General features: G+C 56.2%; 18 protein-coding genes. 13 read left to right on the forward strand and 5 right to left on the reverse strand.

What is annotated here, in order from left to right; genetic code table 11:
- Positions 1 to 9: 9 nt before the first annotated feature.
- From OA238_RS02770 to OA238_RS02785, 4 genes are all read left to right on the forward strand, one after another.
- A complete protein-coding gene (locus OA238_RS02770; protein ID WP_015493988.1) occupies positions 10 to 1,074 on the forward strand; it encodes a Hint domain-containing protein in 1,065 nt (354 codons plus the stop codon).
- A gap of 308 nt (positions 1,075 to 1,382) precedes the next feature.
- Entirely contained in the window at positions 1,383 to 2,003 is a 621-nt protein-coding gene (gene rpsD / locus OA238_RS02775) for a 30S ribosomal protein S4 (RefSeq protein WP_015493989.1), read from the forward strand.
- Between the two features lie 138 nt (positions 2,004 to 2,141).
- Positions 2,142 to 3,242 carry a histidinol-phosphate transaminase gene (hisC, locus tag OA238_RS02780; protein WP_144055812.1) on the forward strand — a complete coding sequence of 367 codons (1,101 nt, stop codon included), beginning with the start codon at positions 2,142 to 2,144 and terminating at the stop codon, positions 3,240 to 3,242.
- Positions 3,239 to 4,156: a prephenate/arogenate dehydrogenase family protein gene (locus OA238_RS02785; protein WP_015493991.1), complete on the forward strand. Its 918-nt coding sequence runs from the start codon at positions 3,239 to 3,241 to the stop codon at positions 4,154 to 4,156. Before hisC ends, OA238_RS02785 begins: the two co-directional genes overlap by 4 nt.
- Positions 4,157 to 4,373: 217 nt before the next feature.
- Here OA238_RS02785 and OA238_RS02790 read toward each other — a convergent pair whose 3' ends face one another.
- A complete protein-coding gene (locus tag OA238_RS02790) occupies positions 4,374 to 5,369 on the reverse strand; it encodes a DUF2125 domain-containing protein (protein WP_015493992.1) in 996 nt (331 codons plus the stop codon).
- A 65-nt stretch (positions 5,370 to 5,434) separates the two neighbouring features.
- Here OA238_RS02790 and OA238_RS02795 point away from each other — a divergent pair, with 65 nt between their 5' ends.
- The 3 genes from OA238_RS02795 (at position 5,435) to OA238_RS02805 (ending at position 9,271) form a co-directional block, all read left to right on the forward strand.
- Positions 5,435 to 5,956: a gamma-glutamylcyclotransferase gene (locus tag OA238_RS02795; protein ID WP_015493993.1), complete on the forward strand. Its 522-nt coding sequence runs from the start codon at positions 5,435 to 5,437 to the stop codon at positions 5,954 to 5,956.
- A gap of 69 nt (positions 5,957 to 6,025) precedes the next feature.
- Entirely contained in the window at positions 6,026 to 7,204 is a 1,179-nt protein-coding gene (locus OA238_RS02800) for a hypothetical protein (RefSeq protein ID WP_015493994.1), read from the forward strand.
- A 3-nt stretch (positions 7,205 to 7,207) separates the two neighbouring features.
- Positions 7,208 to 9,271 (forward strand): peptidoglycan -binding protein, encoded by a 2,064-nt coding sequence (locus tag OA238_RS02805; protein ID WP_015493995.1) that lies wholly within the window; start codon positions 7,208 to 7,210, stop codon positions 9,269 to 9,271.
- Between the two features lie 140 nt (positions 9,272 to 9,411).
- Here OA238_RS02805 and OA238_RS02810 read toward each other — a convergent pair whose 3' ends face one another.
- A complete protein-coding gene (locus tag OA238_RS02810) occupies positions 9,412 to 9,906 on the reverse strand; it encodes a hypothetical protein (protein WP_187293135.1) in 495 nt (164 codons plus the stop codon).
- A gap of 73 nt (positions 9,907 to 9,979) precedes the next feature.
- On the opposite strand from OA238_RS02810, the gene OA238_RS02815 reads away from it, so the two are divergent.
- Positions 9,980 to 11,149, forward strand: coding sequence for an ISAs1-like element ISOan1 family transposase (locus tag OA238_RS02815; RefSeq protein ID WP_083906636.1), 1,170 nt, complete (start codon positions 9,980 to 9,982; stop codon positions 11,147 to 11,149).
- A gap of 3 nt (positions 11,150 to 11,152) precedes the next feature.
- Here OA238_RS02815 and OA238_RS02820 read toward each other — a convergent pair whose 3' ends face one another.
- From OA238_RS02820 to gloB, 3 genes are all read right to left on the reverse strand, one after another.
- Positions 11,153 to 11,626, reverse strand: a complete 474-nt coding sequence (locus OA238_RS02820) for a M23 family metallopeptidase (RefSeq protein ID WP_051076366.1) — start codon at positions 11,624 to 11,626, stop codon at positions 11,153 to 11,155.
- Positions 11,626 to 13,947, reverse strand: coding sequence for an ATP-dependent Clp protease ATP-binding subunit ClpA (gene clpA / locus OA238_RS02825; RefSeq protein ID WP_015493997.1), 2,322 nt, complete (start codon positions 13,945 to 13,947; stop codon positions 11,626 to 11,628). The genes OA238_RS02820 and clpA overlap by 1 nt, the downstream gene beginning before the upstream one ends.
- Positions 13,948 to 14,132: 185 nt before the next feature.
- The gene (gene gloB, locus OA238_RS02830; protein ID WP_015493998.1) at positions 14,133 to 14,894 is read right to left on the reverse strand and encodes a hydroxyacylglutathione hydrolase; all 762 of its coding nucleotides are present in this window, start codon (positions 14,892 to 14,894) and stop codon (positions 14,133 to 14,135) included.
- A gap of 106 nt (positions 14,895 to 15,000) precedes the next feature.
- On the opposite strand from gloB, the gene OA238_RS02835 reads away from it, so the two are divergent.
- The 5 genes from OA238_RS02835 to atpD all read left to right on the forward strand — a co-directional run bounded on the left by OA238_RS02835 (position 15,001) and on the right by atpD (position 20,650).
- Positions 15,001 to 15,747, forward strand: coding sequence for a class I SAM-dependent methyltransferase (locus OA238_RS02835; protein WP_015493999.1), 747 nt, complete (start codon positions 15,001 to 15,003; stop codon positions 15,745 to 15,747).
- Positions 15,748 to 16,212: 465 nt separating this feature from the next.
- Positions 16,213 to 16,779, forward strand: a complete 567-nt coding sequence (locus OA238_RS02840; RefSeq protein ID WP_044037842.1) for a F0F1 ATP synthase subunit delta — start codon at positions 16,213 to 16,215, stop codon at positions 16,777 to 16,779.
- Positions 16,779 to 18,317, forward strand: coding sequence for a F0F1 ATP synthase subunit alpha (gene atpA, locus OA238_RS02845; RefSeq protein ID WP_015494001.1), 1,539 nt, complete (start codon positions 16,779 to 16,781; stop codon positions 18,315 to 18,317). The genes OA238_RS02840 and atpA overlap by 1 nt, the downstream gene beginning before the upstream one ends.
- 17 nt (positions 18,318 to 18,334) lie before the next feature.
- Positions 18,335 to 19,204, forward strand: coding sequence for a F0F1 ATP synthase subunit gamma (locus OA238_RS02850; protein ID WP_015494002.1), 870 nt, complete (start codon positions 18,335 to 18,337; stop codon positions 19,202 to 19,204).
- 21 nt (positions 19,205 to 19,225) lie between these two features.
- On the forward strand, positions 19,226 to 20,650 hold the full coding sequence (gene atpD, locus OA238_RS02855) for a F0F1 ATP synthase subunit beta (RefSeq protein ID WP_015494003.1): 1,425 nt from the start codon (positions 19,226 to 19,228) through the stop codon (positions 20,648 to 20,650).
- Positions 20,651 to 20,652 lie beyond the last annotated feature (2 nt).

Genomic DNA, 20,652 nt, shown 5'->3' on the forward strand with positions numbered 1-20,652 from the left:
ATAACAGGTATGAAAACGGGCTTTCATGGCACGTTTGTCATTTCCTGGTCGCAGACGGAACTTGATGGGTTCTGGTCCGCTCCGCTTGAAAACTTGCGGGTGGGCACGGCTTGGGGCTGGACGGGCGAAGCGGTCAGGGTTGATGGGCCCGCGGGAGTTTTACCATTGGGCACTGCAGTGGGCGAGGCGGACATCCGCAAGCGTGCGGCGATGTCTGTGCGGCGGTTGTTGAAGGCCGTAGAAACAAAAACCACGCGGCTGGATCTTGTCGAATTCGACGACCAAGCATTCGATCAATCTTTTACTGTGACGGACGGGCGCGACACATTGACTGTGACGCTGATCGATGGCGCGACGCCATTGGCGCGGCTGTGCATGTTTGTCGGTGAAATCCCTCCGCGCGCGACGGACCTCTGGATCGTGAACCACACAGTTGACCTGAATTCACGTGACCAGAATCACGACCCCGCGGGCGGTGTGATTTGTTTCACCCCCGGCACGATGATCCGCACCGGCGATGGCGTGATGCGGGTCGAAGACATCAACGAGGGTACGAAAGTTCAAACCAAGGACAACGGCTGTCAGGAAGTTTTGTGGACAGGGTCGCGGCGGGTTACCGGTGCGCGGCTCTATGCGACACCACATCTGTGCCCGATCCGCCTAAGGGCCGGTTCATTGGACAACGATGTGCCCGATGCCGGCCTGCTTGTCAGCCCGGATCACCGCGTGATGGTCAGGGGCGCGCGGGCGCAGGCGTTGTTTAACACTGACGAAGTGTTGGTCACGGCGCGTGATTTGGTGAACGACACGTCAATATACGTCGATCGCTCCATGCGCGAAGTCCATTATATTCACATGCTTTTGCCAAGCCATGAGGTTGTTTTTGCCAATGGCGTGGAAAGCGAGAGTTTTCATCCAGCAAGCGCTGGTCTGGACCACCTCGGCGACAGCGACTGCGCACGTCTGTTTGCGCAAGTGCCCGACATCCAAGCCGACGTAAATTCCTACGGCGCCTATGCCCGCCGCGTTGTGTCCGCATCAGAGGCCGCAATCCTACGTTATGATGCCGCCTGACCTGACATGGGGTCGTGTGAGACATCTTCCGGAGCCTCCGGCGGGGATATTTTCGCGACAAAGGCAAGACCAAGTACCTGTGTGTGTTGACAGGTCCCAGACTCGCGCGTAATGCAGCCTTTCAATTGGTGTTGGTGGTTCCCGCAAGGGAGTGCCTGTCGGGGGTTCGCCCCAAAGGACAACGCCCTTCAGCGCTTCTCAGCCCGAACCGTTAGGTGAAAAGTTGGAAGGCATACAGCGCTTCTCAATCCGAACCATCAGGTGAGGATAAATTGAGGAGGCACAATATAGAATGAAGGAGATCAGCCGTGACCAAACGCACGTCTGCCAAGTATAAAATTGACCGCCGGATGGGTGAAAACATCTGGGGTCGTCCGAAATCCCCCGTCAACCGTCGTGAATACGGCCCCGGCCAGCACGGCCAGCGCCGTAAGGGCAAATTGTCCGACTTCGGTATGCAGCTGCGCGCCAAGCAGAAGCTTAAGGGTTACTACGGCGACTTGACTGAAAAGCAATTCCGCAAGATCTTTACCGAAGCTGAACGTGTCAAAGGCGACACTGGTGAAAATCTGATTGGCTTGCTTGAGCGTCGTCTCGACGCTGTTGTGTACCGTGCCAAGTTCGTGCCGACTGTTTTTGCAGCGCGCCAGTTCGTGAACCACGGCCACGTCACAGTGAACGGCAAGAAGGTTAACATCCCGTCTTACCGCGTCAAAGAAGGCGACATCATCGAAGTTCGCGACAGCTCCAAGCAGAACGTGGCCGTCCTTGACGCCATCGGTTTGGCGGAACGCGATGTACCCGATTACATGGATGTCGATCATTCCAAGATGTCCGCAACGTTCGTGCGCACACCTGGTCTTGGCGATGTGCCATATCCAGTGATGATGGAACCGAACCTTGTGATCGAATATTACGCTCAGAACTAATCGTTCACTGAGCCTAGTTTTGGAAAGCCGCCCCAGACAGGGGCGGCTTTTTTCGTTTGAGATCCAGGACGCGTAGGTTGACGTCTGGTCTTGACCGCAACGCCGCATTAGAAGGACACAGACGCTTAGAGGATTGAGATCATGAGTAAGATCAAACCGCAGCCGGGAATTATGGACATTGCGCTTTATCAAGGCGGCAAGTCCCATGTGGATGGTGTTGAAAACGTTCTGAAACTGTCGTCCAACGAGAACCCGTTCGGGCCGTCGGACGCAGCCAAAGAGGCGATGGTGCGCGCATCCCACACCTTGCACCGCTACCCGTCCACCGATCATGCCAGCCTGCGCAAAGCGATTTCAGATGTTTGGGCGCTCGATCCTGCTCGGATCATCTGCGGCAATGGGTCGGGTGAGATTTTGATGATGATCGCGCAGGCCTTTGCGGGCAAAGGCGATGAAGTGCTTTTCACTGAACACGGCTTTGCAATGTATCCGATCTACGCAAACGCCAACGGAGCGAAGCCTGTCGTTGTGCCCGAACGTGAACGCGTCGTGGATGTTGACGCGCTGCTGGCGGCCTGCACCAAGAAAACTAAAGTTGTCTATATCGCCAATCCAGCGAACCCCACCGGCACCATGATCGGTGCAGCTGATCTGGAACGTCTGGTGGACGGTTTGCCCGAGAGTGCGATTCTTGTGCTGGATGGGGCCTATGCGGAATACGTGGATGGCTATGATGCAGGTAAGTCGCTGGTAGAAAGCCGCAACAACGTCATCATGACGCGCACGTTTTCCAAGATTTATGGTCTTGGCGGACTGCGCATTGGCTATGGCTATGGCAGCCAAGAGATTATTGACACATTGATGCGCATTCGTGGTCCGTTCAATCTGTCCGCCCCCGCACTGGCCGCAGCCGAAGCCGCCATGCGCGACGTGGCCCACACCGAAAAGTGCCGCACAGACAATGCCAAACAACGAGACTGGATGGCGGGGGCATTGGCCGAATTGGGGCTTCCGTCAGATACCTCTACTGCGAACTTTATCCTTGTTCGATTTGCCTCGGAGGACGAAGCGAAAGCCTGCAACGATCACCTTATGACGCAGGGAATTCTGGTGCGTTTGGTGGGTGGTTACGGCTTGCCCAATTGCCTACGGATCACCGTCGGCGATGAGGCATCCTGCCGCCGCGTCGTGCATGCCATTGGGCAATTCAAAGGCGCCAAAAAGGATGTGACCGCATGACCGTGATGTACAACCGCGTGGCACTTATCGGCCTTGGCTTGATCGCCTCTTCGATGTTTTGGGCGATGAAACGTGCAGACGTGGTGGGCGAAGTCACTGGCTATGCGCGATCATCCGACACCCGCGATGTGGCCCGCGAAATCGGGCTTTGTGATCGCGTTTGCGACAGCGCGGCAGACGCTGTTGCGGGCGCAGATCTGATCATCTTGTGTGTGCCCATTGGCGTAATGGCCGACGTCACGCGTGAGATTTCCGGCATGCTGAAACCGGGCGCGGTGTTGACGGACGTGGGGTCGGTCAAACGTGCGGTGATCAATGCGGTTGAACCGCATGTCCCGGACGGGGTCCACTTTATCCCCGGACACCCCTTGGCGGGCACCGAACAATCGGGCCCGCGATCCGGTTTTGCTGAACTTTTCGACAACCGCTGGTGCTTGCTGACGCCCAACGGTGCGGACGCAACTGAAGTCAAAAAGTTGCGCACATTCTGGCAAGAGCTGGGCTCAAACGTTGACGAGATGGACGCGGATCACCACGATCTGGTTCTCGCCGTGACGTCGCACACGCCGCACTTGATTGCATACACGATGGTTGGCGTCGCTGATGATCTAAGCCGCGTCACAGATACTGAGGTTGTTAATTTCTCGGCCGCAGGTTTTCGCGATTTTACCCGAATTGCCGCATCCGATCCGACAATGTGGCGTGATGTGTTCCTGAACAACAAAGACGCCACCTTGGAAATTCTGGGCCGTTTCACTGAAGAATTGTTCGCATTGCAACGGGCGATCCGGCAAGGCGACGGTGAACACTTGCATGATTATTTCACCCGAACCCGCGCAATCCGACGCGGCATTATCGAAGCAGGGCAAGACACGGATGTCCCGAACTTCGGTCGAAATCCGGTCAGGAAATAAAAGGTGTTGTAACGAGTATCACCATGTTTTTGGCCAACGCTGTTAGTTCCCAAGACACCCGTCCGATTGCCCGTGATGCTGCGGCGGCTGAAGACTGATTTTTGGCGTCATCATCGATACAAGCGATCGCGCAATCACGGCGCCCCGAACACCGCACGCCAGCGGTGCGCGGCTTTCCGAATATGCCAGTGGGCGGGCGATTGATATCGCCGATAGGCTAACGCAGCAGCGGGGCCGGACCCAGTGCAAACCCGCCAAGGGCCATTTCGCCGTTCACAATTGACAATGTAACAGTCAGCGTATCGGGGATATGCGGTGTTTCATCAAAGTTGTTGGCGATTTCCGTCACGAGGAAAATGCGGTCGTCTTCTAGCACCCCTGATGCCACCGCCAAATCTAACGCCTGTTGCCAATTGCGCGCCGTAATCGTGATGGAGCCGTCCAACACACCAGCCTCATCTGGCGACACGTCGCCAATGACGGACACTGACATATCGCCCCACGCCAGCGCCAATTCCTTGATGCTGAGGGTGGTGATCGACAATAACCCAGCGTCGGCGCTGTTCAGCGCAATCGGTTCGGAAAGTGTGACGTCGCTGTCAAGACGCAGGCTTTGAATGATCGGCGGCTGCAGGTTTTGCGGATCAATTGAATTGCGGATGTTTTCGGGCAAGACAATTGAGCGCGCCTCAAAGAAAACGTCATAAGACTGGGTCGTGTCGGGGGTCAGGCGCATGGCGGCAAACAACCGTGCCAGCGCCAGTTCAGCGCCATCTTCGGTGCGTAACCGAGGGTTCAGCAATTCCAGTTCGGCTTGCTGGACCGCCAACGCCGCGCTTGCACTGACGCGGCCGCTTGCAACCATTTCGTTGGTGAACAGCGTATAACGGTCGCCGTCGATGACGAAAACCTGTTCTTCGGGAAAGTAAGCCCGCACGTTGTTGGGCTGATATGAGAGCGCGAGGAGCTGAAGTATCGGGGTTTCCCAACGCACTCCTGCAATCGGGTCTTCGACCACAAGGTCGGTCACGGTCGTGTCAAAACGCGACGGAAATCCGCGCGTCGCAAGCGAGGTGTAGGTCACATTCATCTCGCCCGCGTCGACTTGCACGATCGCATCCGTCAAGCGGGATTGGATTTGCGATCTGCCGACGAACCAATACCCACCATAAAGCGTGGCCAGAACGAGGACGAGAGCGATAAGTTTACGCATTTTTTGGTCTTTCACCGATCAGTTGATTGGTGTTTAGATGAGCCACAATGAAAGGGCCATAACTGATGACAATGTGGGTGTTCGGATACGGATCTTTGCTGTGGAACCCGGGGTTCGAACCTGTGGAAACCGTCACGGCGACGTTGTCGGGCTATCATCGCAGTTTTTGTATGTTGTCGATCCATCATCGTGGGTCCGTCGAACAGCCGGGCTTGGTTCTGGCCTTGGACGCTGGCGACGCGATTTGCACTGGCGTTGCGTTTCGGGTGGCTGTCGCCGACGAGGTCCGCGTGTTGGCCGAATTGCGCGAGCGCGAACTGATTTCAAGTGCATACGAAGAAGCGCATTTGCCTCTGGCCCTTAAAGATGGCCGCGACGTGCAAGCTTTGGCTTACGTCATCAATCGCAACCACGAACAATACTGCCAATTTGATCTCGAACACCAAGCGCAGATGATTGCGCGATCCGTTGGCGGGCGCGGCCCGAACCCTGAATATTTATACAATACCGCCGACCATCTAGTGAAAATGGGCATTCACGACCCCGATATGGCATGGCTAGTCGAAAGAGTGCGGGTATTGACGTGAAATTGGTTGGGGTTTGCGCCCCAAACCCCTATTGTAATGTATAACAACAACAAAGAGGTGCCCGATCCCATGGCAACAGGGGACAAAGAGGCCGAGCCGCAGTTTTCCCAACCCGTGCGCCAGATCACATCGATGCTGGTTGTACTGGCGTTGGTCTGCGTCGGCGTATTTTTCGCATTTCCGCGGGTGGGGCCAGTGTTTCTGGCGAACCCGTATCTGAACGGATTCATATTCGTCGTCTTCGTGATAGGCGTGTTGTCGTGTTTCGGACAGGTCTGGCAGTTGATCAAATCAATTGGCTGGATTAAGGCGTTTGCAGGCGAGAAGCTCGGCTCGGACATCATCAAAGCGCCGGGGTTACTGGCACCTTTGGCCACGCTGTTGCGCTCACGCGGATCGCGCATGCAGCTGTCCTCAAGCTCATCCCGCTCGATTCTGGACTCCGTGTCGCAACGGATCGACGAAGACCGAGAAATCACGCGATATATCGTCAACACATTGATTTTCTTGGGCCTTTTGGGAACGTTTTATGGCCTCGCCACGACAGTTCCCGCACTGGTCGAAACGATCCAATCGCTCACCCCGGGGGAGGGTGAAAGCGGCGGCGAGGTGTTTGCACGCCTGCAGGCCGGGCTCGAAAGCCAGCTTGGTGGCATGGGGATCGCGTTTGCGTCGTCCTTGTTGGGTCTGGCAGGATCGCTGGTCGTCGGGCTGCTCGAATTGTTCGCAAGCCACGGGCAGAACCGGTTTTACCGCGAACTTGAAGAATGGCTCTCCACGATCACCCGCGTCGGACTGGCGGTGGGCGATGAGGCCAGTGGCGATCAGGTCGCGATGGCGGGCGTGGTTGACCACATGGTCGAACAAATGGAACGGATGCAGGCGATGTTTGCCGCATCCGAAGCCAGCCGTGGTGAGGCCAATGAAAGTGTTGCTGCATTGACGACTGCGGTTACGCAGATGGCGCAGCAATCGGCAACCGATCAAACGCCCGCGCAATTGTCGCGTGTTGCGGATGCCCAAGAAGCCTTGATCACGGCGTTGAAAAACACCGGAATGGAAGGAATAGATGCCGAAAGCCGGATGCGGCTGCGCTCGATTGATGTCGGGCTTCTGCGCATTCTCGAAGACATGGCCGCTGGCCGCCAAGAGGCTGTTCAGGACCTGCGCGCAGATCTTGCAGGCCTGACCACTGCCGTTCGCCAAGGCAACCGTGGCGCGCGTAAGAATACTCAGGGCGGCACCTAAGCCATGGCCCTAAGCCGCAGAACCGGCGCGCGTTTTCAAGCGTCGATCTGGCCGGGTTTCGTGGATGCGATGACGGGCCTGCTGCTGGTTTTGATGTTCGTGTTGACCATTTTCATGGTGCTGCAATTCGTGTTGCAAGAAACGATCACGGGGCAGGAAAACCAGCTGACGGAAATTTCTGCGGAGGTTGCGGCGCTGGCAGATGCGCTGGGGCTGGAACAAGATCGATCCGCAACTCTGGGCGCGCAGGTTGGGGCGCTGTCCTCTGAACTGTCGAGTTTGCAGTCGGCCCTAGGCGAAAGCGAAGCCGCAATTGAACAGCAAAATGCAATGATTGCGCGGCTGACCATTGAACGCGACACGTTGATTGGAGATGTGTCGAACGCGCAATCGCGCATCACCGGATTTGAAGCACAGGTCGCGGGATTACTGGCGCAGCGGCGTGAGGCCGAGGGGACGATCCTTGGACTTGAAGTGCGCGAGGCAGATATGGCCAGCAACCAAGAGGCGCTGAACCTTGCCATCGCGCAAGCTAGGTCCGAGATCGACGCCAGCGCTGAGGCCGCACGCCTCGCCGCCGCACGGCGCGAGGCACTGGAGGCGATGATTGCGAGTTTGGAAACGAACAACGCCTCGGCAATCACACAAATCGCGGCGTTGGAAACGGCTGGGGCCGCAGCCGCCGCGCAGGTTAGCGAATTGGAAGCCGCAGGCGCCGGTGCAAACGCGCGGATCGCTGAATTGGAAGCAAGCAGTGCAGCAACCGAAGCACAGATTGCCGAACTAGAAGCGGCGCGTGCGGCGGCACTGGTGCAGATCAGCGAAACCGAAGCGACGATGTTGGTGGATGCTGCGGCAGCGACAGCTCTGCGCGAACGGCTGGCCAATGCGGACACGGAATTGACGGCGATGACTCTCGCCCTCGAAGAACAGCGCCAAGCGGCAGAGGATACTTTGACGCTTTTAGCGGCGGCGCAATTGGCGCGGGAAGATCTGGATCGGAACCTTGCAATCGCATTGTTGGCCCAACGGGAGGCCGAGGCAGCGGCGCAGGCGCTGGATCTGGACGGCGACGCGCTGGCAGACCGTTTGGCAGCCGCGCTTGCAGAGCAGGGCCAGACGAGAGAGACCCTTGAAGCGCTTCAGGCTAAGCTCGCGGCGGCGCTGATCGCGCGCGCGGGGATGGAACAGGATTTGGCGTCCGTAGCAGCGCAGCGTGAAACGTTCAGCGCGGACTTGGCTGCAGCGGTGGCGGCTTTGGCCACGGCGCGTACGCAGACCAGTGTTGCTGCGGCAGATTCGGATCGGCAGGCGGCTCTTTTGGCACTGGCTAACAATGCGCTGACGCAGGAACAGGCTTTGTCGGCGGACAACCAGCGCCAGGTTGCATTGCTCAACGAACAAGTGGCGGCGCTGCGGGGTGAAATGGGGCGATTGCAGGCGTTGCTCAATCTGGAAAACGAAGCCGATGTGACAGCAAATGTGCAGATTGAAACGCTGACGCAAAATCTTAACACCGCGATGGCACGTGCCTTGCTGGCAGAGCGCCGCGCGCGGGTGCTCGAGGACGCTGAGCTTGAGCGTATGGCCGCAGAAGCAGTGGAACTGGAACGCTACCGTTCTGATTTCTTGGGCCTTTTGCGCAATGTCTTGGAAGACGTTGACGGCGTGCGCATTGAGGGCGACCGTTTCGTGTTCTCATCTGAGGTGCTGTTTGAGCAAGGCGCTGCGCGACTGTCAGCCGACGGACAACGCGAAATTGCCAAGGTCGCAGCGATTCTACGCGACGTGGCTGGCGACATTCCCGAAAGCATCGATTGGGTGATCCGCGTCGATGGGCATACCGACAACGTACCGCTGTCTGGCGCGGGCGAATTTGCCAACAATTGGGAACTGAGCCAAGCGCGGGCGCTGTCGGTTGTTCTTTATATGGTAAATTTCCTCGCGATACCGCCCGACCGCTTGGCCGCGAACGGGTTCGGGCAATACCAGCCGATTAACCTCGAAGACACCACTGAAGCACGTGCGCAGAACCGTCGGATTGAACTGAAACTGACTGAACGCTGATCTGTCAGGCCTGATCCCGCGGAGCGGCTGCGCCGCCCGTGATTATTGGCGCGTGCGGTAATGTGAGCCAATCGCGACAAATGTGGGCGCGGGTTTGAAAGATGCGCCTCCGGCGGGGATATTTTTGAGACAAAGGCAGACTAGGGAAGGCTGATTGTTTTCGTTAGTCGGTCTAATTCAACCCCATCGCGTGCATGTGTGACGATGCCGTCATACGTACCCGCTGCCCAGCCGTTTTCTGGTGGGTTGAGGCCGCCAGCGCGCATGAAAAGCGCCTGTTGACGGGTCAGGACATCGTCGGTTTGGAACAAGTCGCCGTCAGGTCCGTTGATCGTGATGCTAACCACATCGCCGGTCTGCGCGCCAAACGCAAAGGCCCAAAGGACGATCGGTGCATCGGCAGACAAGACGTTGGCGGCGGCGGTGCCTGCTTTGACGCTGTCATAGTCTGGCACGTCAATGGCAAAGCCGACACTGATCAATCCGCCAGCGGGCGTGTCCAATTGGAAATCCCACAAGGTGTTTTCGACGTCAACGCCACAGTCCCTATCGCCGTCGGGCGCGAATGGATCAACAACTGCACCGCTGTGGCGCACCGAAATATGTACATGGGGGAATTGGGTTCGGCCAGACATCCCGACTTGGCTAACAGGGCAATCGCATGAACAATAACGATGTCGACAAATGTTGTAGAGGCTGATTCGATGGGTGATCTTCACTGGTTTAACGAGGTCATATGCCATGCCAAACCCAAGTTCACCTGAGATCCATCCCATTGAATTTCTTACGCATTTTTCAGATATAAGCGTTTCACGTCAAGAGGTTAAAGTGACTTACCCTTTGCCGGAAATACTCCTCTTAACCCTATGCGCTGTTTTGTCAGGTGCCAATGACTGGACGGCCATCTCGATATATGGGACCAAGAAACTGGGCTTTTTGAAGCGTTTTCTACCTTTTGCAGACGGGACACCGTCCCATGACCAACTTGGAAACATCTTTGCGGCCTTGGATGCCGAGGCGTTTCAGGCCTGTTTTATCGACTGGGTGGCCTCCCTTAACAAGACGGTGACTGGAGTGGTCGCGATTGATGGGAAAACCTCTCGCCGCAGCCTGGATAAAGCTGGCGGCAAGGCCGCAATTCACATGATCTCGGCCTGGAGTTCGGAATGGAATCTGACGCTGGCGCAACGGCAGGTGGACGGCAAGTCCAACGAGATAACGGCCATACCAGAACTGTTGGAACTGCTCACCCTGAAGGGGGCTATTGTCACCATCGACGCTATGAGATGCCAACGCGAAATCGCCGCGAAGATCATCTCCAAAGAAGCAGACTACATCCTCGCTTTGAAGGGTAATCAGGGCAGCCTACGCAAGGACACAGAATTATTCATGACGGAACAGGCGGCCGTAGATTATGACGACACAACAGTCACTTACCACGAAACGGTAGAGAAGTCTCATGGCCGTATCGAAACAAGGAGGGTCACAGTGTGCACGGATATTGACTGGCTTAAAGCGGACCACAATTGGCCCGGTTTGAAAAGCATCGTTATGGTCCAGTACCACGCCATCCTGCAGGATAAAACGCGCGCCGAAACCCGCTATTACATTTCATCAATGACATCAGATGCTGAACATCACGCCAAAGCCATCCGTGACCACTGGGGAATAGAAAACGGGCTGCATTGGGTCATGGACATGGTGTTTCGCGACGATGAATGCCGTATCCGAAAAGGCAATGCTCCAGCCAATTTTACGACCATAAAACACGCTGCAAGCAACATGCTGCGCTCCGTAAAGGGGAAGCATAGCCTGCGATCAAAGCGCCACATTGCATCATGGGATGATGATTTCCTCGCCGAAATAATTAACACCTAAATCTCATGCGATTCCCCTGACTTGGCCAAGGACATCGCCCCGTCCGACTTGCTCGCCCGTTACAACCGTGACGGAGCCTTCTTTCATATGGCAATACTGGGTTTCCCAACCGCTTTCATGTGCGACGACGACACCATTTCCGCAGTCGCGTCCATTGATTTCGCCAGCGAGGTCAGGGGTATAAAGGACATCGCGCATATTATTGCGCACACCGCGCACGGTTCCTGCGGCTGAGGCGAGAACATCAACGCCCGCCTCCATCGCCGACAGGGACGGCAGGCCAAAATCGGTGCCTTTGTGGCCATCATAGGTCAAAGACCCACATTGGAAATCCAGCACAGCCTCGGAGGGGTCAGTGTCGACGTAGTTTTGAATATAGCAGGTGTCGCCCAAGGTGCAGTCGATGGGCAGTCCGAGGTGTAAGTCCTGCGCCACGGCGGGTGTGGCGCAGGTTATCAGCAGTGCAATCGTGCGCATCAGTCCGCCGCGAGAAGCGGTGGTTTATCCTTGGAGATGCGCACTTTTTCCGGTGGCTCAATCTGCAAATCAAGTGCGCCGTTTTTCATGCCAACCTTGACGTGACCACCTTTGGCCAATGCGCCGAACAGCAATTCTTCGGCCAACGGTTTCTTGATATACTCTTGGATCGTGCGGCCTAGTGGACGCGCGCCCATTTTGTCATCGTAACCTTTGTCCGCAAGCCATTCTGCGGCAGGGCGGGTTAATTCGATCGACACGTTGCGATCCATCAGTTGCGCCTCAAGCTGGAGGACGAACTTTTCGACCACCTGCAGAATGACCTCTTTGCCAAGGGGGGCAAAGCTGACGACCGCGTCCAAACGGTTGCGGAATTCCGGCGTGAACGTGCGCTCGATTGCGGCCGTGTCTTCGCCAGTGCGACGTTCGCGACCAAACCCGATGGCTTCCTTTGCCATTTCAGATGCACCAGCATTCGTTGTCATGATGATGATAACATTGCGGAAATCTGTCGTCCGGCCATTGTGATCGGTCAGTTTGCCGTTATCCATAACCTGCAACAGAATGTTGTAGACATCCGGGTGGGCCTTTTCCATCTCATCAAGCAACAAGACGCAGTGGGGGTTTTGATCGACGCCGTCCGTCAACATCCCACCCTGATCAAAGCCGACATAGCCGGGAGGGGCACCGATGAGGCGGGAGATTGAATGTTTCTCCATGTATTCCGACATGTCAAAGCGCAGAAGTTCAACGCCCAGCGTGTCCGCCAATTGTTTGGCGACCTCGGTTTTACCCACACCCGTTGGACCCGCGAACAGGTAGTTGCCGATGGGCTTTTCAGGCTCACGCAGGCCAGCGCGCGCCAGCTTGATGGCTGAGCTAAGTGCGACAATTGCGTCATCTTGGCCGAACACCACCCGCTTCAGCGCAGATTCCAGATCCTTGAGAACCTCGGCATCACCCTTGGACACGTTTTTGGGTGGGATGCGGGCGATCTTCGCCACGACAGCCTCAATCTCTTTGATGCCGATGGTCTTGCGACGTTTGCTTTCTGCGACCAGATGTTGGGCCGCACCTGCCTCGTCGATGACGTCGATGGCTTTGTCGGGCAGCTTGCGGTCGTTGATATAGCGGGCTGACAGTTCCACCGCAGACTTGATCGCATCAGCTGTGTATTTGATCTGATGGTGATCCTCGAAATAGACCTTGATGCCTTTGAGGATCTTGATTGAATCCTCAACCGAAGGCTCATTGACGTCGATCTTTTGGAACCGACGCGCCAACGCGCGGTCTTTTTCGAAATGCTGACGGAATTCTTTGTAGGTTGTGGACCCCATGCAGCGCAGCTTGCCACCCGCTAGCGCGGGTTTCAGCAGGTTGGACGCGTCCATTGCCCCGCCGGATGTTGCACCAGCGCCGATGATTGTGTGAATCTCGTCGATGAACAGGACTGCGTCGTCGTGATCCTCAAGTTCGGTCATCACGGCCTTCAGGCGTTCCTCAAAATCACCGCGATAGCGCGTACCGGCCAGCAGTGCGCCCATATCGAGGGAATAGATCGTTGTGTTTGCCAGAACTTCAGGCACTTGGGATTCGACGATCTTGCGCGCCAAACCTTCGGCGATCGCAGTTTTACCGACACCGGGATCACCCACCAAAAGCGGGTTGTTCTTTCGGCGGCGGCACAGCACCTGAATGCAACGCTCAACCTCGTGATCGCGACCGATCAGCGGGTCAACATCGCCTTTTTGCGCTTTTACGTTCAGATCGACGCAATATTTCGCCAGTGCGCTTTCGTCCTTACTGGTTTCTTCTGCCGTATCAGCGTCATCGTCCAGTGTTGGTGCGCCTGTGACAGGGCGGCTTTCGCCAAATGCCGGATCTTTCGCGACACCATGGGCGATGAAATTCACCGCGTCATAGCGCGTCATGTCTTGGTCTTGCAGGAAGTAAGCCGCGTTGCTTTCACGTTCGGCAAAGATCGCCACAAGCACGTTGGCGCCGGTCACTTCGGTGCGACCGGATGATTGTACATGGATTGCTGCGCGCTGAATAACACGTTGGAAGGCCGCCGTTGGCACCGCTTCGGACCCTTCAACGTCGGTCACAAGGGTCGACAGGTCGTCCTCGATGAAATCTTCAAGGGTTTTGCGCAGTTCAGCCAAATCGACCGAACAGGCCTTCATCACGCGGGCCGCGTCAGGTTCATCGATCAACGCGAGCAAAAGGTGCTCAAGCGTGGCGAGTTCATGTTTGCGCGCGTTGGCCAGCGCCAAGGCGGAATGGATTGACTGCTCAAGCGTCGTGGAAAATGATGGCACGTTATGTGCTCCTTCTGATCGGGGTCTGCTTGGGGCGTGGCCCATCCAAACCGTGGTCTCTTATGGTTAAGTTTTGCCTTATTTAGGCGTGCTTCAAGGAAAAAAATGCCACGAAGTCGTTACTTAACTGCGATTGTGGCGTCTAAGGCTCTGTTTTATTGGCGATTGTGGTAAGTTCTGTGCGGTCAGAAGTTATCGCGTTTTTTGCGGATCTGGGTGAAGACGTCGGTCGGGTCGCTGTTGGTCATGCCAAAGGCGGTCTGAAGCGCGGGAACGTCTGCCCGCAGAAAAGGGTTCGTTCGTTTCTCGATGCCGAGGTTTGACGGCACAGTGGGATGGTTCGCCGCGCGGGCTCGGCTGACTTCCTCTATACGAGAGATAAGGTCAGAATTGTCCGGTTCAATAGTCAAAGCGAAACGGGCGTTGGTTTGCGTGTATTCATGGCCGCTGCAAACGCGGGTCTCATCGGGCAGGGACCGTAATTTTAGCATGCTTTGCCACATTTGGACAGGCGTTCCTTCAAAAAGGCGGCCACATCCAAGGGCCATAAGGCTGTCGGCCGTGAACAGCACGCCGGACTTGGCAAAATGCAGTGCGATATGTCCCATCGTGTGGCCCGAAACGTCAAAAACCTGCGCAGCTTCGCCGCAGATCGTGACTGTGTCGCCGTCGCCCACAGCCAAATCCAGTGGTGGCAAACGGTGTGCGTCTGCCGCTGCGCCAATCACCCGGGCCGATCCGCGCAACGGGCCCAGTCCGACAATGTGATCGCCGTGGTGGTGGGTCAGCAAGACGTCCGTCAGCGTCCAGCCACGCGCGTCTAACGCCGCTTGAATTGGCGGCGCGTCGGGAGCATCGACCAACAGCGTCTCGTTCGTGCGCGCATTGTGCAGTAAGAACGCGTAATTGTCCGCGAGACAGGGGATGGTCACAAGATCGAGGGGCATGGTGTTGTCCAATCCTATTGGTAATGTGATGGTGACGCGGTGCCAGCTCGTTTTGGCGGTTTGGTGATTTGACGGTTTGGGTCAGTATGGACGGTATGGGGACATAATGCATCTAGATGTGCACGATCTTCGGGAATTCTACTACCGCAGTCCTGTGGGGCGCGCGGCACAAAAGGTTGTGCGAGATCAATTGGTGCGCATGTGGCCCGAAGCAAAGGGGCAAACGGTCGCGGGGTTTGGATTCGCGGTGCCTCTGTTGCGGCCTTATTTGGCAGACGCGCGGCGGGTGATCGCGTTGATGCCCGGACCACAAGGAGTGATGCCGTGGCCAGACAACAAACCGAATGTCAGTGTGTTATGTGAAGACACGCTCTGGCCTTTGGCGTCAGGCAGCGTTGATAAGCTGGTGCTTTTGCATGGGCTGGAAACCTCCGATACGCCTATGGCACTGCTCGATGAATGTTGGCGGGTGCTGGGGCCGGGGGGGCGTGCGGTGTTTATCGTGCCCAATCGCACGGGTTTGTGGTCGCGCTCGGATGCAACGCCGTTTGGCTTTGGGCGGCCTTATTCGCTCAGCCAGTTGGAAAAGCAGCTGCGCGATATCGGGCTTATTCCTGTCAAAACGCTCTCGACGCTGTTTCAGCCGCCGTCAACGCGCGCGATTTGGCGACAGTTTGCCAATACGATAGAAGCCGCGGGGCGTCATATCCCCGTCTTTGCAGCGGGTGGTGTTTTGATGGTCGAAGCCGCCAAGCAAGTTCCCCAGCCAAAACGCCCCGGTCTGGCTGAGGCCGTCAAGCGGCCCCTGCGCGTGCTTGAGGGGATGGGTGGCCCAGTGGTTAAGCCGGCCTAGCGCAGCAAAATTTTCTCGGCGTTGATCGAATCGTCACCCGCAAGAATACTGGGTCCAACCTGATGCCACGCAAGATGTCAGCCCCATCGCACATGACACCGGTACGATAAAACATTGCTCCGCGAGCGATCGATCGTTTGAACGGCATCAATTGTCGCAGGTGTCATAGGATTAAAGTTGTTATTAGTCTGCAAATGTATCGCCAGAACGCGGATATGGCCCCGCAAAAATAGGGTTTGTAGTAATAGGCTGCGCGAACTGTCACGTCCTAGGCGTGAAACCACCTGCTTGGTCAATTCAAAAACGGGTTTCAACGTTGATATATTACGCTCCTATTTGGTTGCCCCAGCAGAAACGCTCTGCTATCCCCACCATGATTTTGCTGCCTTGCGCTACCGTGAGGCAAGATTTTTTGTGATTTGTGATCCCTTATGTGGGGGGAGCAAGCGCCTAGACTTCGAAAGGGTGGACGTGTCTGAACCAGCTTCGATTTCCTCCGGTATTGCTGCGCGCTATGCCACTGCTGTCTTCGAACTTTCGAAAGACGCCAAGGGCTTGAAAGCGCTTGAAACTGATATTGACGCCATGGGCGCTGCTTTGGATAGCAGCGACGACCTGCGCACCCTGATTTCTTCGCCGCTGTATAGCCGCGCAGAACAAGGTGGTGCCATCGGTGCCGTGGCCAAAAAAATGAAACTCTCGACGAAGATGACCAACACGCTGGCGCTTATGGCGTCCAAGCGTCGCTTGTTTGTCGTCCCGCAGTTGATCGCGTCGTTGCACGCGAAAATCGCGGAAGAGAAAGGCGAAGTAACCGCCAATGTGGTCTCTGCCAAGGCGCTTACAAAGGCGCAATCTGACAAATTGGCAAAAACGCTTTCCGCGTCCTTTGACGCTGATGTCAAAATTATTGCGACTGTTGATGAAACCCTCATCGGCGGTCTTATCGTTAAAGTTGGCTCTAAGATGATCGATACGTCGATTAAATCTAAGCTCAACGCACTCCAGAACACTATGAAAGAGGCCCGGTAATGGCGATCCAAGCTGCGGAAATTTCCGCGATCCTCAAGGACCAGATTAAGAATTTTGGCCAAGAAGCCGAAGTCGCAGAGGTTGGCCGTGTGCTGTCCGTCGGCGACGGTATTGCGCGCGTCTATGGTCTCGATAACATTCAGGCTGGCGAAATGGTCGAATTCCCTGGCGGAATTCAGGGCATGGCGCTGAACCTTGAAAACGACAATGTCGGTTGCGTGATCTTCGGGTCCGACCAAGCCATTAAAGAAGGCGACATCGTCAAGCGGACCAACGCAATTGTGGACGTTCCTGTCGGTGACGAATTGTTGGGGCGCGTTGTTGACGGCCTTGGCAACCCGATTGATGGCAAAGGCCCGATCAAAACAACCAAGCGCGCTGTTGCAGATGCAAAAGCACCGGGCATCATCCCGCGCAAATCGGTTCACGAACCGATGGCGACTGGCCTGAAATCTGTCGACGCGATGATCCCGATTGGCCGCGGCCAACGCGAATTGATCATTGGCGACCGTCAGACAGGTAAAACAGCGATCGCGCTCGACACGATCCTGAACCAGAAATCCTACAACGCCGCCGCTGGCGACGATGAAGGCAAAAAACTGTACTGTGTCTACGTGGCCATCGGCCAAAAGCGTTCCACAGTGGCACAGTTGGTCAAAAAGCTCGAAGACGCTGGCGCGATGGAATATTCCATTGTTGTGGCTGCGACGGCATCTGACCCAGCGCCTTTGCAGTTCCTGGCACCCTATGCTGCGACGGCTATGGCAGAGCATTTCCGCGACAACGGCCGCCACGCCCTGATCATCTATGATGACTTGTCCAAGCAGGCTGTTGCGTATCGCCAGATGTCGCTTCTGCTGCGTCGCCCACCAGGTCGCGAAGCCTATCCTGGCGACGTGTTCTACCTTCACTCCAGACTTCTGGAACGCTCTTCAAAGTTGAACGAAGACAACGGTTCCGGTTCTTTGACGGCTTTGCCTGTCATCGAAACCCAAGGTGGAGACGTGTCCGCGTTTATTCCAACAAACGTGATTTCGATCACCGACGGTCAGATCTTCCTTGAAACCGAATTGTTCTACCAAGGCGTTCGTCCTGCGGTGAACACCGGTTTGTCGGTGTCACGAGTCGGTGGTTCTGCCCAAACAAAGGCAATGTCGTCTGTGGCTGGTCCTGTGAAACTGTCCCTCGCACAATACCGCGAAATGGCAGCGTTCGCGCAGTTCGGCTCCGATCTGGACTCCGCCACTCAGGCGTTGTTGGCCCGTGGTGCCCGTCTGACCGAGCTGATGAAGCAAAAGCAGTATTCACCACTGACCAATGCCGAAATCGTCTGCATCATCTTTGCGGGCACGAACGGCTACCTCGACAAAGTTGCAGTGGCTGATGTTGGCAAGTGGGAAGAAGCGTTGCTCAAGCATATGCACGCCAACCACGCTGACGTGATTTCATGGATCACCAACGACGATCCAAAGATCAAAGGCGATGCTGCCGACCGTCTCAAAGCTGCGCTCGACCCGTTCGCAGCTGATTTCGCTTAAGGGAAGGAAGACGCCAAATGGCTAACCTTAAAGTCCTTAAAAATCGGATCGCGTCGGTCAAATCGACCCGCAAGATCACGAAAGCCATGCAAATGGTCGCGGCCGCTAAATTGCGCCGCGCCCAAGAAGCAGCTGAAATGTCGCGTCCTTATACCGAACGTTTCAATGCTGTGATGGCTGGTCTGGCATTGTCCGCCGGTGGCGAAGGCGCGCCGCGTCTTCTGGCCGGTACGGGGTCTGATAAAACGCATCTGCTGGTGGTTATGACGGCGGAACGTGGGTTGTGTGGCGGTTTCAACGGCAACATTGCCAAGAAAGCCAAAGCCCAAGCCGCGGACCTGCTTGCCAAAGGTAAGACGATCAAGATCGTCACCGTCGGCAAAAAGGGCCGTGATGCGCTGCGACGCGATTTCGGGAAATACTTTGTCGGCCACGTTGACCTCACTGAGGTAAAGCGCGTGGGCTACGAGGACGCCCAAAACATCGCTCGCGATGTGCTGACACGGTTTGACGCCGAAGAATTCGACATTGCGACGATCTTCTACGCGCAATTCGAAAATGTCGTCGTCCAGCACCCGACCGCACAACAGATCATTCCGTTTCAAGCCCCCGAGGGCGCCGAGGCAGACGGTACGCTGTATGACTACGAGCCTAGCGAAGAAGCGATCCTCGCTGATTTGCTGCCGCGCGCAGTTGCAACACAAATTTTCGCGGCCCTGTTGGAAAACGGCGCATCCGAGCAAGGCGCTCGTATGTCAGCCATGGACAACGCGACCCGCAACGCTGGTGAGATGATTGATAAACTGACGATCCAATACAACCGGTCCCGTCAGGCCGTCATCACCAACGAGCTGATTGAAATCATTTCCGGCGCGGAAGCGCTGTAAGAGAACCGGAGAGTAACGACAATGGCAAACGCAAAAGGCAAAATCACCCAGGTGATCGGCGCCGTGGTGGACGTGCAGTTCGACAAAGAACTGCCAGCGATCCTGAACGCGCTGAAGACAAGCAACAACGGCAAGGATCTCGTCCTTGAAGTTGCACAGCACCTTGGTGAGAACACAGTTCGCGCCATCGCTATGGACGCAACCGAAGGCCTCGTTCGCGGTCAAGAAGTGATCGACCAGGACTCCCAGATTACAGTGCCAGTTGGCGTCGCGACATTGGGCCGTATCCTGAACGTGACCGGCGATCCTGTGGACGAAAAGGGCCCTGTCAAAACTGACCAGCGTCGTTCGATCCACGGCGAAGCGCCTAAATTCGAAGACCAGTCCACCGCGACTGAAATCCTTGTGACGGGCATCAAGGTCATCGACCTTTTGGCGCCATACACCAAGGGTGGTAAAATTGGTCTGTTCGGGGGGGCCGGTGTTGGCAAAACCGTTTTGATTATGGAATTGATCAACAACATCGCAAAGGTCCACTCTGGTGTGTCCGTGTTTGCCGGTGTGGGTGAGCGGACCCGTGAAGGGAATGACCTCTACCACGAGATGATCGAATCCGGTGTTATCAACCTTGATAACCTCGAAGAATCCAAGATTGCACTGGTCTACGGCCAGATGAACGAGCCTCCGGGTGCGCGTATGCGTATCGCCCTGACCGGTCTTTCCTTGGCTGAGCAGTTCCGCGATGACTCAGGCTCGGACGTTTTGTTCTTCGTGGACAACATCTTCCGCTTCACACAAGCTGGCTCCGAGGTTTCAGCGCTTTTGGGTCGCATCCCGTCCGCCGTTGGTTACCAGCCAACACTGGCCACCGACATGGGCGCAATGCAGGAACGCATCGCATCCACCAGAGGCGGTTCGATCACGTCTGTTCAGGCCGTCTACGTGCCTGCCGATGACTTGACCGACCCAGCGCCCGCGACATCCTTTGCGCACCTTGATGCGACAACTGTTCTGGACCGTGCGATTTCGGAAAAGGGTATCTACCCTGCCGTTGACCCACTTGGTTCGACCTCGCGTTTGCTTGACCCGCTGATCATTGGTGAAGAGCACTACAAGGTTGCGACGGACGTTCAGCAGATCCTGCAACGTTACAAATCCTTGCAGGACATCATTGCGATTTTGGGCATGGATGAACTGTCCGAGGACGACAAAATGACCGTGACACGCGCCCGTAAGCTTGAGCGTTTCTTGTCCCAGCCATTCGACGTTGCTAAGGTCTTCACCGGTTCTGATGGTATTCAGGTGCCGCTGGAAGATACGATCGCAGCGTTCAAAGCAGTTGTCGCAGGCGAGTATGACCACCTTCCAGAAGGTGCGTTCTACATGGTTGGCGGTATCAGCGACGTGATCGCAAAAGCCGAGAAAATGGCTGCAGACGCAGCTTAATC

The organism is Octadecabacter arcticus 238 (assembly GCF_000155735.2).
GTDB classification, from domain to species: domain Bacteria; phylum Pseudomonadota; class Alphaproteobacteria; order Rhodobacterales; family Rhodobacteraceae; genus Octadecabacter; species Octadecabacter arcticus.

Bases quoted from the DNA above. Each gene is read 5' to 3' on its own strand.
- OA238_RS02835 (WP_015493999.1), top strand. From the start codon at position 15,001: ATGCATCTAGATGTGCACGATCTTCGGGAATTCTACTACCGCAGTCCT.
- OA238_RS02790 (WP_015493992.1), bottom strand. From the start codon at position 5,369: ATGCGTAAACTTATCGCTCTCGTCCTCGTTCTGGCCACGCTTTATGGT.
- OA238_RS02820 (WP_051076366.1), bottom strand. From the start codon at position 11,626: ATGCGCACGATTGCACTGCTGATAACCTGCGCCACACCCGCCGTGGCG.
- atpA (WP_015494001.1), top strand. From the start codon at position 16,779: ATGGCGATCCAAGCTGCGGAAATTTCCGCGATCCTCAAGGACCAGATT.
- OA238_RS02850 (WP_015494002.1), top strand. From the start codon at position 18,335: ATGGCTAACCTTAAAGTCCTTAAAAATCGGATCGCGTCGGTCAAATCG.
- OA238_RS02770 (WP_015493988.1), top strand. From the start codon at position 10: ATGAAAACGGGCTTTCATGGCACGTTTGTCATTTCCTGGTCGCAGACG.
- OA238_RS02785 (WP_015493991.1), top strand. From the start codon at position 3,239: ATGACCGTGATGTACAACCGCGTGGCACTTATCGGCCTTGGCTTGATC.
- OA238_RS02795 (WP_015493993.1), top strand. From the start codon at position 5,435: ATGACAATGTGGGTGTTCGGATACGGATCTTTGCTGTGGAACCCGGGG.
- OA238_RS02810 (WP_187293135.1), bottom strand. From the start codon at position 9,906: ATGTCTGGCCGAACCCAATTCCCCCATGTACATATTTCGGTGCGCCAC.
- OA238_RS02805 (WP_015493995.1), top strand. From the start codon at position 7,208: ATGGCCCTAAGCCGCAGAACCGGCGCGCGTTTTCAAGCGTCGATCTGG.
- OA238_RS02800 (WP_015493994.1), top strand. From the start codon at position 6,026: ATGGCAACAGGGGACAAAGAGGCCGAGCCGCAGTTTTCCCAACCCGTG.
- atpD (WP_015494003.1), top strand. From the start codon at position 19,226: ATGGCAAACGCAAAAGGCAAAATCACCCAGGTGATCGGCGCCGTGGTG.
- gloB (WP_015493998.1), bottom strand. From the start codon at position 14,894: ATGCCCCTCGATCTTGTGACCATCCCCTGTCTCGCGGACAATTACGCG.